This is a genomic window from Vibrio sp. RE88 (assembly GCF_013113835.1).
Classification (GTDB): domain Bacteria; phylum Pseudomonadota; class Gammaproteobacteria; order Enterobacterales; family Vibrionaceae; genus Vibrio.
On the sequence record NZ_VTYQ01000009.1, the window covers coordinates 71,814 to 86,788 of the forward strand.

Here is a 14,975-nt window from a genome sequence, read left to right on the forward strand (position 1 = left end):
AACTTATGAGCAAGCTGTGATTCAGGCAGAGCGTAATAACGCTCTACCTAATATGTCTTTAGCCTTTGCCGCCCTTGATGGCGTCAATGATCTCAGTCGTTGAGCAACCATCTTCAAAGTTGAGTACTTTAACTTCACCGCCATTGGCAATCACTTCTTTACCACCCGCAATCTCTTCAGGCTTGTAATCACCACCTTTCACAAGCATGTCTGGCAAGACTTCGGAAATCAAGCGTTGAGGCGTTTCTTCGCCAAATGGGACAACCCAATCTACCGCACCAAGGCCAGCCAGAACCGCCATACGGCGATCTGTCGGGTTAACTGGGCGACCAGGGCCTTTCAAGCGCTTAACAGATTCATCCGTGTTCACAGCAACAATCAGGCGGTCACCCAATTCAGCAGCATGGTTCAGGTAAGAAACGTGTCCAGCGTGCAGAATGTCGAAACAACCATTGGTCATCACCACCTTCTCGCCCTTCGACTGTGCGTTCTTCACCGCTTCAATCAGCGCCAGCTCAGTGATGACGCCGAAATCAGTGTCTTGGCTGCCATGAACCGCTTCCGCCAGTTCAATGGTTGATACCGTTGATGTACCCAGTTTACCAACCACGACGCCTGCTGCTGCATTTGCCAATGCACAAGCTTCATCCAGCGGTTTACCCGCAGCAACGGACGCAGCAAGGACAGAAATCACGGTATCGCCTGCACCTGTCACGTCATACACCTCTTTAGCAAGAGTTGGCAGGTGGAATGGCTCCTGACCACGACGCAGTAATGTCATACCGTGTTCACTGCGCGTTACCAACAGTGCTTCAAAGTCGAATTCTTCAATCAGCGCTAAGCCTTTCTCGACCAGTTCTTCTTCAGACTTTACCTTACCCACAACCAGCTCAAATTCTGCCATGTTTGGAGTCAGTAATGTCGCACCGCGGTAGCGTTCAAAGTCCGCGCCTTTAGGGTCAATAAACACAGGAACCTTGGCTGCGCGTGCTTTCTGAATGAATTGCTGAACGTGCTCCAATGCTCCTTTCGCATAATCAGACAGAACAACCGATTTCACTTTTGGTAGAGCCTGTTCCATACGATCTAAAATCAGCTCGGCATCGGTATTTTCAAATTTGTCTTCGAAATCTAGGCGGATCAGCTGCTGACCACGGCTCAAAACGCGAAGTTTAGTAATGGTTGGATAGTTTGGCAGAGCAACAAAGTCACACTTTACTTTCAGTGCAGACAGCGTCTCATTGAGCACTTTGGCTGGCTCATCAATCCCAGTTAAACCTACGATATGCGCATGGCCGCCCAAAGAAGCAATGTTCATTGCTACGTTAGCTGCACCGCCTGGACGCTCTTCGTTATTTTCTACTTTTACTACAGGAACTGGGGCTTCTGGGGAGATGCGTCCAGTCGGGCCATACCAGTAACGATCAAGCATGACGTCACCGATGATCAATACACCAGAATCACTATAGTTCGGTAGGATTGGTTTCATTATGGGTCTCCAGATTCTAATTCGGGCAAGAGTTTAACACAGGGGATAAGGACCCTAAACCTATTCTAGCCACTCATGCCAAAGCGCTTTAACCAGCTCTCGCTCTTTGGTCAGTTTTTCTTCAGCCACATCCGCATCGAGATTGAGCAAATTGCGATGATGAATTTGATCGCGCATCGTTGTGTATGCCTGAGTCAATGCCATCGCAGGAGCTTCATCCAGAATGCCTTGTGCCATCATGGATTCAAAGATTCTGACGTTATCACTCCATCGAGTCAGCTTAGGCTTTTCGTGACTAAACCTTAAGACCAGATACTGCGCAAGAAATTCCACATCGGTAATACCACCAGGGTCTTGTTTGAGCATAAAACGACCTGACTTTTTCCCACCAAGATGTTCACGCATTTTCACCCGCATCTCAGCCACATCCGTTTTGAGCTTTGACTCTTCTCGCGCCAAACTCAAGATATCGTGCCTTGTTTGAGAAAATGCCTGTTGTAGTGGTTGATCGCCGTAGATCATCCGGGCTCTCACTAACGCTTGATGTTCCCATGTCCAAGCTTCATTGTGCTGGTATTCATCAAAGGCATCTGCCGGACTCACTAGCAAGCCTGAAGCCCCTGAAGGGCGTAAGCGAGTATCCGCTTCGTACAAGATGCCTGATGCCGTTCTTGTTGAGAATATATGGATGATGCGCTGCGCCAAACGTAAGTAAAATTGGCGGCCATCAATCTCTTTTTTGCCGTCGGTATAAGCATGAACTGGGCAGTCATGCATAAAGACGATATCCAGATCCGAGTTGTACCCCAGCTCCCAGCCGCCCACTTTGCCGTAACCAATCACAGCAAAGCCTCGACCCTCTCTGTCTTTTAGGTGCGTCGGCTCACCATATTTCTCCGCCATTTGCAGCCACGCTTGGTTCACCACAGACTCAACAATCGCTTCAGCGAGGTAAGTTAGGTGGTCACTGACTTTCATGACAGGCAGCACTCCTGCAATGTCTGCAGCAGCAATGCGCAAAATACAGATCTGCTTGAACTGACGCAGTGCTTCCATTTGTTGCTCCATATCATCTTCTGGGATACGAGCAAGGAAATCACGCAGTTCAGTACGGTAGCTTTCCAATGGTACGGGGTTGTACAACTGCTGAGGATCAATCAGCTCATCAAGCAGAATCGGATAACGCCCAAGTTGCTCTGAAATCATTGGGCTGGCCGTACAAAGGCGGACCAGTTGCGTCAGCGCCGCAGGGTGCTCATCTAACAACTCCAGATACGTTGTTCGGGTCACAATCTTATGCAGCAAATGCAGGACGCGAGGTAAACCGAATTTGGCATCCTGATGAGAATATATGGCAGCGAACATCTTCGGCATTAAGCGATTGAGCACTTCCCGGCCTCTTGGACCCAGCGTTTTCTTGGCTAAGTCCTTCTTAAACTGAATGATGGTCGACGCCATCTCAGCGGCCTCAGTAGTGCCAATATCCTGTTCAAGAACTGCTTCGATCACGTCGGGCTTTTCTGCCATGTCCCACAGTTCATGGAAATGCTTGGCGACTTCTGAACACTCTTCTTCCTCATCGCCGATAAGATTGTTGAATACCTGATGGACGTTGTGCATATGTTGACGCACTTGTTCGATGAGTGAAGCCCAGTCTGCATACCCCATTGCAACGGCAAGTTGCAGTTGTTCATTCTCACATTCAGGCAGCGTTTGCGTTTGCTTGTCGGCCATTGCCTGCAACAGATTCTCAAGCCGGCGGAGGAATTTATACGACGACTTAAGGTTGTTAACTTCTTCACTGCTCAGCTGCTCCAACTCTTCAATCGCGTCAAGAGTCACCAACAACCCGCGCTGACGCAAATTCGGCTCGCGACCGCCACGAATCAGCTGAAATACCTGAGCGATAAACTCAATTTCACGAATGCCGCCCGCGCCGAGTTTAATGTTGTTGCTTAAACCCCGTCGACGCACTTCGCTGCTGATCATCGACTTCATACGCCTCAGGGACTGAATCGCACTGAAGTCGATGTAGCGACGGAACACAAACGGGCGCAGCATCTGACGCAGCTCTTGATACTGCGGGTACATTTCACGCCCCATCACTCGCGCTTTAATCATCGCGTAGCGTTCCCAGTCTCGCCCCTGCTCTTGATAATAATCCTCGAGCGCAGCGTAGCTCATCACCAATGGGCCACTGTCGCCAAAAGGACGTAGGCGCATATCAACGCGATAGCAGAAACCGTCGAAGGTCTGCTGGTCGAGCGCTTTGATGATGCGTTGCCCTAGGCGAGTAAAAAACTGAGCATTGGCAATGCTACGACGAGCACCTTGAGTCTCACCGTTCTCTGGATAAGTGAAGATCAGATCGATATCCGAAGAGAAGTTCAGCTCACCACCGCCCAGTTTGCCCATGCCAATAACCAACATAGGCTGCGCCTCGCCTGCCTCATTGCATGGCGTGCCCCACAGCTCGCAACACGCTTTGTACTGCCACTGATAGGTTTCGAAAATCATTGCTTCCGCCAGCTGAGACAAGTGCTCTAGGCTTTGTTCAAGCTCCCAATTGCCTATGAAATCTCGCCATGCGATGTATGTCATCTCGCGATTACGAAACTGTCTGAGTACTCTGTGTCCCTGCATTTCATCGCTACATCCGGCCAATAATTCTGCCAGACGCTGTCGATATGCTTCGTGTCGAGACTCTGCCTCCAACATCTCAGGCAAGTGTTGATGCAAATACTCATCTTGCTGCAAGGTGTCGACAATAAACTGACTCAATCCGGCCACATAACCGAGCTCCTTACGGTAAGACTCTGGCCATTCCTGAATAGCCTGATGTTGCAGTAGGGACTCCAGAGCAGTCTGGGAAACAGAAGCAAGACTCGCGGGCAATTGCATGGTTCTTCCTTGGATCGATAAATTCGTTGATAGGGATTTTATACCAATAAAAAACGCCCACTAACAATGAGTGGGCGCTTATTCGTACTATTCTGGCGATCAGACTTTAAAGGATGTGATCTTGGCATCCAGAGCTTCAGCATTTTTCTGCATGATTTCCGAGGTTTCGAGTAATTCAGACACCACAGTCACCGATGCTTCCACCAGCTCACGTACATTCGTCAGATTCTGGTTCATCTCTTCTGCAACGCTGCTTTGCTGACCCGCTGCCGTTGCAATCTGGAAGTTCATGTCGTTGATTTGATTTACCTGAGTCACAATGCCGTCCAGCTCGCTCCCGGCGTTGGTGACCAAATCAACACCTTCCGCCGCCTCGACAACACTCTTCTCCATCAATTCCACTGCAGAGCTCGCACTGGATTGCAGCTGAGTGATCATTTCTTGGATTTCGACCGTCGCTCCTTGAGTACGCTGCGCAAGGTTTCTTACTTCATCAGCCACGACGGCAAAACCGCGACCCGCTTCCCCTGCTCGGGCCGCTTCGATCGCCGCATTCAGTGCCAGTAAGTTGGTTTGCTCTGATATGCCCTGAATCGTACCAACCACACTGCCAATCGACTCGACGCTCTCTTCAACCTGATTAACAGCTTGCGCAGAGGCGGAAATGTCTTTCGATAATTCACTGATTTTTTGCACTGTTCCTTGCACAAAGCGCTGACCGCTTTCTGCTTGCCCAGAGGCATTTTCCGTTAACGAAGAGGCATTTTGTGCGTGATCAGCGACAGTCTGTACCGTGGACGACATTTCACTCATCGCCGTTGCCAGTTGGTCAATCTCGTTAAACTCTTCTTGCGCTGACTCTTTCGTTTCTGACATGCTCATCGTCATGACTTCAGTCAGCCCTGCCAGCTCTTGTGAGGCGTCAATTTGCAGTTTGATCATTTCCTGCAGTTGCATCCGCGTCTTTTCCAGCTCGCGTGCCACATCACCGTATTCGTCTTTACAGTCCATCTCAATCGGTACCGATAGATTGCGGTCCGCCATTAACTTGATCGAGTCACTAAGATATTGTGTCTGACGCAGCATGATACGTGCGGCAAACAAGAGTAAAACGACAAACACCACGATCATGGCTGCTGTCTGCCACGCCACCTGCACCATATAAGCTTCGTAGTGTTCCTGAGCAATCTGAGCGTTTTGAGTAGCGGCGAGAAGAGAATCGTAGAAGGTGCTCGCATCCCATAATTGCTTGCCGATGATCAGAATGGTACTGAATACCATCAACATCACCATCTTGGGAACCAGACGAATATCCGTGATCACTCGCTCCCATGGCTTAAATGCCATTTTGGTCATTGTTAGTTCTCCACTAAGTCTTATATATTGTTTTTATTCCTGATAACCGTCAGGACACTGTTAACTACCGCTCGTTACCATCATCCAGATAGCGAATATGTATTTATTTTGAGCCTCGTATGAATAGAAATGATATCAAATCTGATACAAAACCAATGAGCTTGCTGTCACTAATCCTGTCTTTCATGGCGCTATTTGTGATCTCTGGCCTGCTGTTTTTTCCACTCAGCAGTCAAACACGCCAAGTTCTTATCGGCTTGGACTTTATTATCTGTAGCGTGTTTCTTCTCCAACTGAGCGTAGATTTGATCCGCGCAACAGATCGCGTGCAATTTATGAAACGGCACTGGATCGACTTCCTAGCCAGTATCCCTATGATTGAGCCGCTGCGCTTTGCGCGCCTGTTCCACATCTTGCGCGTGATTTTGGTCATCCGCTCAAGTAAGTTCCTCATCAAGCAATTGCTGGTAAATCGCCGAGAAACGACCCTCGCATCAATTCTGTTATTGATGGTGGTCTTGCTGACTATTGGTTCGAGTATGATGTTGTTTGTTGAGGGCAAATCACCGGATGCGAATATTCAAACCGGCGGCGATGCGATGTGGTGGGCGCTGGTAACCATCTCAACGGTGGGCTATGGGGATCACTTTCCTGTCACGGACGCTGGTAAAATCTTAGCCTCTGGCTTAATCATTTGTGGCGTTGGCATTTTCGGTATGATTTCAGGTTTGATCACTTCACTGATCACCTCACCAACAGAAGTTCAAGCAAGACGTTCGGAAAACAAAGAGCGACTGTTATTAGAACTGGTACAGAAGCAAGATGAAATTTTGCGCCGTCTCGACCAATTAGAGCAGCAGGAAGAAAAAAAACGGGAGCCGTAAAGCTCCCGTTTCACACATCACTATTATCGACTTAGTCTTGCCAATAAGGCTCAGCTTCAATACAGATAATCCGAGTCTGCTCCATGGCATGAAGAATGGAGCTCTCTTGGCGAGACAACCAGCGCTGAAGCTGTTCTTGCTCATCACCTTCCAGCTTATCGACCATATTGTCTAACGTGCGGAGTTTAAGTAAATCATCAATGCCATGGAGTAAGTCGCTCCATGGTAGTCGGAAACTATTGCGCTCTTCAAAATCGAACAAACTCGCAAAGCTCACCCCCGTATAAAGGTTACGCATCAGGCGATACTGTTGGTCAATATAGTCCTGGCTGTTCAGTGCACGCTCAGGCGGAAAGGCTTCCATTAACTCAGCCCAAGTGCGATCCAACTGCTTCACAGAAAACGGCTCAACCGTTAGTGCCATCTTGTCACGCGCTTTATCATCAAGGAATGGCTGCCAGCCCCGCGTCAGGATCCAACGACTTAGATCAAGCAAAAGACCCGTGTATCTGGCGGAATTAAGTAGCGTCAGCATCTCTTCACGATCAGGCAAGGCTTCCTGAACCATTTTCAGTTCACCCACTAAAAACTTACGCGCATCGAGCTTACGTAATGCATGGCCTTTATCGTCGAGTAACGCTTCTAAATAGTCATAGTCATTTAACCACTCCAGCTCTTGTTCAAGCCACTTCAGCTCCTGACGCACCAAAGCACTCGCACGACGAGGCACCACGCCTCCGTATACCGTCAGCAACTGACGAATAAAGCTGATGGAGTTTTTAATTTCATTCAAGGCTTCTACCGACTCACGCTCAGCATAAATTTGCTCGTGATAATGCCAGTGTGACAAACCATGCTCTAAAGAGTTGATAAAGCAAGACTCAACTGTGTCATGTTTGTCCGTGCTGACTAAAGCCAGTGTTTTAACATCGTCGCCAGTGTAACCACTTGCCAAACGATAACCTTTCGCCGCTTTACTCAGGTTACCAAGACGCATGCCTCCTTCTTCAGAGAAGATACGTGCGAGCGAAAACAGAGCGTCAGTTTGGCCTGATTTCAACTCCAGCTCCACTTCACAAATAGGGTCTTCCTTATCGCCTGCTTCTACCTTGCCTTGATCGAAAGCGACTTCGATTTGGCTGCCGTCTGGCATGGCGATCAACCATTGCTCACGAGTGAAGTTGGTCGAAAAAAGCGGGATAAGTTCGGATTGCAGCGTTTCAGTGTCTTTGCCAGTCGGCCAGATATCTGATGGGTGAAGAGAAAGAAGCGGATCATTGCTGTCATGCTCGGCGTTGAATTCAGGTCGTTGGTGTAAACCTGCCACCACACGTCCGGACGTCTTGACCGTCTGGACATACACATCGTCAAAACGGCGGATTCTTAAGCCAATGTCATGCTGACGTAACCAATTGTCGGGAGTATCAAAGTAGGTATTTCCTAGCTCACGACAACTGTGCTGAAGTACTTTGGTCTGGGAGATTTTATCTCGTAAAGTATTTGAAAAATCAGGAGAAACAAAAAACTTCAGTTCTATCTCGGTTTCCATAGTTATACCTTTTAAAGCAGATACAAACAGGATATTGCCAATTTTCGTACTGGGCAAGAAAGAAATATCGCAGCAATGATGATCTAAAACAGTTTTAATGATGGATTTAATGCGTTAACATGCGCGCCTTTATAGCCATCGTTCAACATTTCACCACGAATGGTGTATGTTATTTTTAGGTTATATTAATTAGGTTGAATGACCATGCCAGTAAATACAATTATGGGGTTATTTGCAAAGTCCCCTATTAAGCCTTTGCAGCGCCACGTAGTGTGTGTCAACGAATGTTGTTCTCACCTAGTGAATTTCTTTGAAGTCAGTTCAAAGGGTGACTGGGAAAAAGCATCAGAAATTCGTGCACAGATTTCTCACCTAGAGAAAGAAGCTGACGTACTTAAGCGCGAAATTCGCCTTAAACTTCCTCGCGGTTTGTTTATGCCAGTAGATCGTAGCGACATGCTTGAACTACTGACTCAGCAAGACAAACTGGCAAACCTAGCAAAAGATATTGCTGGCCGTGTATACGGTCGTCAATTGACTTTCCCAGAGCCTCTCCAAGAAAACTTCATTGCGTATGTTAAACGTTGTCTCGATGCAGCGAATCAGGCGCAAAAAGTCATCAATGAGCTCGATGAGTTATTGGAAACTGGATTTAAAGGCCGCGAAGTAACGCTTGTGGCTGAAATGATCCATCAACTGGATGTGATTGAGGACGATACTGACGCGATGCAGATTCAACTTCGCCAACAACTGATGGCGGTTGAAAACGATCTGAATCCGATCGATGTAATGTTCCTTTATAAGATTCTTGAATGGGTAGGTGGCATAGCTGATCAGGCGCAACGTGTTGGTGCGCGTCTAGAGCTAATGTTGTCTCGCTCATAAACAAATAAGTTAACCAAATAACGAAGAGCATCTTAATAGCACTCCCCTGATAGGCGTTAAATAATGAGACGCCGAAGGGGTTTTGTCGTGCCTAATTTGCTCCGCTTGTTATCAACAACTAGGTATTACGATGGATATCCTTGCGAACTACGGCACTGTCCTGATTATTATTGCAGCAGCTTTCGGCTTTATGATGGCGATTGGTATTGGCGCGAATGATGTAGCCAATGCGATGGGTACATCGGTAGGCTCTAAAGCGCTAACCGTAAAACAAGCGATCATTATCGCGATGATCTTTGAATTTGCGGGGGCATACCTTGCAGGCGGTGAAGTAACCGACACTATCCGTAAAGGCGTCATCGAAACGTCACTCTTTGCTAGCCAGCCGGACGTTCTTGTCTTTGGTATGATGTCAGCCCTTCTTGCGGCGGGTACATGGCTCCTTCTTGCTTCTTACATGGGTTGGCCTGTATCAACCACTCACTCGATCATTGGTGCCATCATCGGTTTTGCCTGTGTGTCTGTGGGTACCGAAGCGGTCGATTGGGGCTCAGTTCAAGGCATCGTAGGTAGCTGGATCATTACTCCAGTCATCTCAGGTTTCTTTGCGTACGTGATTTTTGTCAGCGCCCAGCGCCTGATCTTTGATACCGAGAAGCCACTCTTCAACGCTAAACGTTTCGTTCCAGTCTACATGTTCATCACTACCATGGTGATTGCTCTAGTAACGATCAAGAAAGGCCTAAAGCACGTTGGTCTGCACCTTTCTGATGGCGAAGCGTGGATGTGGGCGGCTGCGGTATCTGCACTGGTTATGGCGGGCGGTTACTTCTACATTCAGAAGAAATTCTCAAGCCGCGAAGATGACCACGGTTTCGCTGGCGTTGAAGGTATCTTCAGCGTACTTATGGTGATCACGGCGTGTGCGATGGCATTCGCTCACGGTTCAAACGACGTTGCTAACGCGATTGGCCCTCTGTCTGCAGTGGTATCTACCATCGAACACATGGGCGAAATCACAACCAAGAGCTCTATCGCTTGGTGGATTCTACCTCTTGGCGGTTTCGGTATCGTTGTTGGTCTAGCGACACTTGGCCACAAGGTAATGGCAACTGTTGGTACAGGTATCACTGAACTGACACCAAGCCGCGGCTTCGCAGCTCAGCTAGCAACTGCATGTACTGTTGTTCTGGCATCAGGTACTGGTCTTCCTATCTCAACCACCCAAACACTGGTTGGTGCGGTATTAGGTGTTGGTTTTGCTCGCGGTATCGCAGCATTGAACCTAGGTGTTGTACGTAACATTGTTGCATCTTGGATTGTGACACTGCCAGCAGGTGCACTACTTGCGGTTGTGTTCTTCTACGCAATTCAAGCGATGTTCATCTGATGAGCAAGTCAATGATGTGTTAATACACTGTCATTATTGACTCAAATCCACAGAAAGGGAGGCTCAGCCTCCCTTCTTTGTTGCAGTGACTGGGGAAACTACTTACTATTTGGCACTAGCAAGTTATAGACAAAAGACTGTTAAAGGATTTACCGTGAAAAAACTGGTTTGCTTCGTTCTAGCATCACTGCTCGCTGTTCCAGCAGCAATGGCTCAAGACCGATACATTTCTGATAAGCTATTTACCTACATGCACTCTGGTCCTAGCAACCAATTCCGCATTATCGGCAGTGTCGATGCCGGTGACAAAGTGAAGCAACTTTCGACCAACCGCGATACTGGCTACACTCAGATTGAAGATGCCAAGGGTCGTAAGGGCTGGGTCGAGAGCCGTTTCGTCACACGACAAGAAAGTATGGCGCTTCGTCTGCCTAAGCTAGAAAAAGAACTGGCAGATGTTAAAGGAAAACTTGCCAATGCACGCTCTAGCGCTGACCAAGAAAAAGCAGGTTTAGCGGACTCACTAGAAAATCGTAATAGTCAGATTGCTGAACTTGAGAAGAGCTACGGTGAAATCAGTCAACAGCTGACAGCTTCACAAGAAGAAGTCCGTAATCTACGTGCCAAGCTGGATACACAAAAAGATGACCTATTACTGAAGTACTTTATGTACGGCGGTGGTGTAGCAGGTATTGGATTGCTGTTTGGCCTGCTCTTGCCACACATTATTCCACGCAGAAAGCGTTCTCCATCTGGCTGGGCGTAAATACGGAACATCAAAAAAGGTCGCCTTGGCGACCTTTTTTATTATCCTTTCCAATCATACAAAGCTGGCACTTCAATCACTGAGCCTTTAAATGAAATCGCACTGCGCTGCGGTTCAATATGCTGCAATTGAATGTCATTGCTGATCCAGTCGCCTTCGCGATATTCAGTCCCATTGACTTTCACCCAACGTTTGTCTGGGTTGCTTGAGTAAACGTGTGTCTGGAAATTCAGCGGTGGCAGCTTCCCTTGCCACTGTCGGCTGTGTATCGCTAAATCGGATGCCTCACTGTCATCATATTTTGGCTCTGGGTTTGCACTCGACTCCAGTGCTGATTCAACCCGCATAGCCAGCTCAGGTGATAAGCCAGATAAATCTAAACCATCGAGTAGTGTACTGTTTTCTGACTGAGAAGGCGGCTGAACAGGTACCTGAGGTTGAACCACTGGAGGTGGAGTTTCTTGGCTTGCCACTTCTATATGACCAGTATCAGTCTGAGCATATTCGTAAGTTTCACGAAGCTCGCTAAATGATGGGTAAGGCAAAGTCTGATACGCAAATGGAACTTCTAACACTTGAGGTGTCGCTTGATGGCTTGCTTGCCATTGCTCTCGTTGCTCGAGGTAACTCTGATATGTACTTAGAGCTCCCGTCACCAACGCAGGGGCAACAATAACCGTAGCTAACAACCAGCCTGATACCGCCTGTCGAGGTCGCGCATCATTGGCGGATTGGTAATGATTCATGCTAAACGTCTGATGGTGTTGCTCAGAGTGTTCTAAAGCCTGCAGTACTTTTGACATTATGCTTTCTCCTCTGAGGCAGTTAACGAAGGGGCATGCTCTTGAGAAAGCTTCTCAAGGCGTTGCAAGGTTCTTCGCCCAGCAATGCCATCCACATGGAGCCCTTGCCATTGCTGGAAGAGCTCAACCTTGCGCATCAGTTCCTGATCATAAACATCGGACTCTCTTTCCGGTTCACCCAGAATTTTAGATAAACGATCATCCAACTCAGCGATCGCTTGTCCTGACATGTTAGGTTTCAGAGTCTGATGCCAGTAACCTTGCCAGATCTGGTGATACTGCCCCTGCCATAACTCGTTGAGTTTGGTGAGCGGCAATTCAATTCGCTCCGTTCCTAATAATAGCTGAGCGGAATCCTGTGTGAGCTTATATAGCACAGCATAACTTTGCAGGCCGTCTTTGCTGAGGGACAAAAGGACGGGAACATTAGCTTGTCTGAGCGTATTCAGCGTGCCACGAGATTGAGTACAACGGAACGCACTTTGATCACTTTGCTGGCAAAGGCGCTCAGCCACAGAGGCATTCAGCCCCCACACATGGTACAACTCCGTAATACCTTGCTGGAAATCCGTTGCACGAGCAAGAGTAGATTGTAATTCAACAGGAAAGATTTCCTTTTCTACCGCTTCCACATTTGATGCTGGATACGCTTCACTTAGGTGCGCTTCAATCGACGTACTGAAAAGCATTGGAGTCAGCCAATAACTACTGACAGCCAGTACAGCACCAACGGCAGCGGCAATACCGAGTGGTGAACGCTGTGACAATGAAGGCACTGGTTGAGCGGGCTGATGATACGAGGTTTGAAAACTCATCACCTCTTCGCAAGCCGCTTCAACACTAGAATGGCTCGGTACCGCTTCTCCGATGCTGTAAGCTCGTTTTAAAGCCGCATCGCAAATCAGATTAATCAGGCGTGGAATACCCAGCGACTGCTGCGCAATATGCTTGAGTGACTTTGCTGAGAACAAACTCGCTTCGCCACCCGCCAATTCAAGACGATACTGAATATAACTGGCGGTTTCTTTGCTATCCAATGGCAACAGGTGGTATCGCCCCGTAATACGCTGCGCTAACTGGCGCAACTGAGGCATCTGTAATTTCTGCTGCAATTCTGGTTGACCCACCAGTAGTACTTTAAGTAGCTTCTGGTTGTCCGTCTCTAGATTGGTCAATAAACGCAACTGCTCTAGCACTTCAGCGGACAAATGCTGTGCTTCGTCGATGACCAGCAAAGTCTGAATACCATTGGCATATGTGCTAAGCAGAAATTCATGAATCTTCTGATTCAGTTGTTTGAGCGTTGCACCAGATTGATACTCAATCGAAAATTCATCGCAGATTGCTTCAAGCAACTCTATGCTTGAAAAGGTAGGGTTGAGGATTAAACCCGGCTGAGTATCCGTGCCGAGTGATTTCAGCAATGCACGTGCAACGGTTGTCTTACCGGTACCAACTTCACCAGACAGCATCGCAAACCCCCCACCCTCACCAAGGCCCGCTTGTAAGCGAAACAGCGCTTCTTTATGCCTTTGGCTTTGGAACAGGAAACGAGAATTCGGCACAATCGAAAACGGCAGCTCTGTGAATCCAAAATGTTGTTTATACATACTTCTCGTCTCTGGGAATTTACCGATAAGAAAAGTACCATTGCTGGCATGAATAGCCAATTCTAAAATCCGAATTTAAGAGAGACATCTGTGCAAATATTTCTGGTTGGTGGTGCAGTCCGCGATAAACTGCTGAAAATCGACGTTTACGACCAAGACTGGGTAGTGGTTGGCGCATCACCTCAGGTATTACTCGACCAAGGTTTTGTTGCTGTTGGCAAGGACTTCCCTGTATTCCTACACCCTAAAACCAAGCAAGAACACGCCCTCGCAAGAACCGAGCGAAAAACTGGTTCGGGCTACAAAGGCTTTGATTGTTATTTTGCTCCTGATGTCACTCTTGAAGAGGACTTGATTCGCCGAGATTTAACCATCAATGCAATGGCAGAAGACGCTCAAGGTCAGATTGTCGACCCTTACGGTGGCCAAAAAGATCTCAATGATCGTATTCTTCGCCACGTTTCAGATGCGTTTACAGAAGATCCTCTTCGCGTACTCCGAGTCGCACGATTTGCGGCGAAATTGCATCACCTTGGTTTTACCATCGCCCCAGAAACTCAACAGTTAATGGCTCAGATTGTCCAGTCTGGAGAGCTTGAGCATTTAACGGCTGAACGTGTATGGCAGGAATGGCACAAATCGCTCTCAACCCAAGATCCGCAGATTTTTCTATCGGTACTGCGTGACTGCGGCGCCCTCAAAGTGATTCTTCCTGAATTAGATCGCCTGTTTGGTGTACCTCAACCAGAAAAGTGGCACCCGGAAATCGATACCGGTATTCATAACCTTTTAGTGGCGAAACAGGCTGCCCTACTCAGCCCCTCTCACAGAGTACGCTTTGCCGCGCAGATGCACGATTTAGGCAAAGGAGTGACACCAAAAGATGAGTGGCCTAGCCACAAGAAGCACTGTCACACGGGCCTCAGCATCATCAAAAAACTGTGTGAGCGGGTTCGTATTCCGAATGAATATCGCGATCTTGCGTTAATGGTGTGTGAGCAACACTCCAATATCCACCGAGCCGCTGAGCTTAGAGCCGATACCATTATTAAAATCCTCAATGGCTTTGATGTATGGCGTAAACCCGAACGTTTAGAAGAAATCTTGCTGTCTTGCATGGCTGACAGCCGCGGTCGTACTGGCTTCGAAGATATCGAGTACCCTCAAAAAGCTATTTTTGAGCAGGCATACCAAGCAGCACTGGCGGTTAACGTTCAAGACATCATACAGGATGGGTTCAAAGGCGCCGCGATCAGAAAAGAAATGGAGAATCGCCGAATTGAAGCCGTTCAGGCAACAAAAGTTTAAGCATTGCACTCAAAGAGAAGTAGGTCATGTAAAA

The 14,975-nt window shown here is 48.0% G+C and carries 11 protein-coding genes; 5 read left to right on the top strand and 6 right to left on the bottom strand.

The window, feature by feature from the left end:
• Window positions 1-58 precede the first annotated feature (58 nt).
• The 3 genes from hldE to F0265_RS19915 form a co-directional block, all read right to left on the bottom strand.
• Window positions 59-1,489 (bottom strand): bifunctional D-glycero-beta-D-manno-heptose-7-phosphate kinase/D-glycero-beta-D-manno-heptose 1-phosphate adenylyltransferase HldE, encoded by a 1,431-nt coding sequence (gene hldE / locus F0265_RS19905; protein WP_095562005.1) that lies wholly within the window; start codon window positions 1,487-1,489, stop codon window positions 59-61.
• Between the two features lie 60 nt (window positions 1,490-1,549).
• Entirely contained in the window at window positions 1,550-4,390 is a 2,841-nt protein-coding gene (gene glnE / locus F0265_RS19910) for a bifunctional [glutamate--ammonia ligase]-adenylyl-L-tyrosine phosphorylase/[glutamate--ammonia-ligase] adenylyltransferase (protein ID WP_171750115.1), read from the bottom strand.
• A 99-nt stretch (window positions 4,391-4,489) separates the two neighbouring features.
• Entirely contained in the window at window positions 4,490-5,746 is a 1,257-nt protein-coding gene (locus F0265_RS19915; RefSeq protein ID WP_171750116.1) for a methyl-accepting chemotaxis protein, read from the bottom strand.
• Between the two features lie 119 nt (window positions 5,747-5,865).
• Between F0265_RS19915 and F0265_RS19920 the strand changes: the two genes are divergently transcribed.
• Window positions 5,866-6,630 (top strand): potassium channel family protein, encoded by a 765-nt coding sequence (locus F0265_RS19920; protein WP_171750117.1) that lies wholly within the window; start codon window positions 5,866-5,868, stop codon window positions 6,628-6,630.
• Between the two features lie 31 nt (window positions 6,631-6,661).
• On the opposite strand, the gene F0265_RS19925 is transcribed toward F0265_RS19920, so the two are convergent.
• The gene (locus tag F0265_RS19925) at window positions 6,662-8,179 is read right to left on the bottom strand and encodes an inorganic triphosphatase (protein WP_171750118.1); all 1,518 of its coding nucleotides are present in this window, start codon (window positions 8,177-8,179) and stop codon (window positions 6,662-6,664) included.
• A 204-nt stretch (window positions 8,180-8,383) separates the two neighbouring features.
• Between F0265_RS19925 and F0265_RS19930 the strand changes: the two genes are divergently transcribed.
• From F0265_RS19930 to F0265_RS19940, 3 genes are all read left to right on the top strand, one after another.
• A complete protein-coding gene (locus F0265_RS19930; RefSeq protein WP_038163663.1) occupies window positions 8,384-9,064 on the top strand; it encodes a TIGR00153 family protein in 681 nt (226 codons plus the stop codon).
• A gap of 130 nt (window positions 9,065-9,194) precedes the next feature.
• Window positions 9,195-10,454 carry an inorganic phosphate transporter gene (locus F0265_RS19935; RefSeq protein ID WP_171750119.1) on the top strand — a complete coding sequence of 420 codons (1,260 nt, stop codon included), beginning with the start codon at window positions 9,195-9,197 and terminating at the stop codon, window positions 10,452-10,454.
• A gap of 154 nt (window positions 10,455-10,608) precedes the next feature.
• Entirely contained in the window at window positions 10,609-11,220 is a 612-nt protein-coding gene (locus F0265_RS19940) for a TIGR04211 family SH3 domain-containing protein (protein ID WP_171750120.1), read from the top strand.
• A 41-nt stretch (window positions 11,221-11,261) separates the two neighbouring features.
• On the opposite strand, the gene F0265_RS19945 is transcribed toward F0265_RS19940, so the two are convergent.
• Both F0265_RS19945 and F0265_RS19950 read right to left on the bottom strand, forming a co-directional pair.
• A complete protein-coding gene (locus F0265_RS19945) occupies window positions 11,262-12,023 on the bottom strand; it encodes a general secretion pathway protein GspB (RefSeq protein ID WP_171750121.1) in 762 nt (253 codons plus the stop codon).
• Window positions 12,023-13,633 carry an ExeA family protein gene (locus F0265_RS19950; protein WP_171750122.1) on the bottom strand — a complete coding sequence of 537 codons (1,611 nt, stop codon included), beginning with the start codon at window positions 13,631-13,633 and terminating at the stop codon, window positions 12,023-12,025. The genes F0265_RS19945 and F0265_RS19950 overlap by 1 nt, the downstream gene beginning before the upstream one ends.
• Before the next feature lie 90 nt (window positions 13,634-13,723).
• Between F0265_RS19950 and F0265_RS19955 the strand changes: the two genes are divergently transcribed.
• Window positions 13,724-14,941, top strand: a complete 1,218-nt coding sequence (locus F0265_RS19955) for a multifunctional CCA addition/repair protein (protein WP_171750123.1) — start codon at window positions 13,724-13,726, stop codon at window positions 14,939-14,941.
• Window positions 14,942-14,975 lie beyond the last annotated feature (34 nt).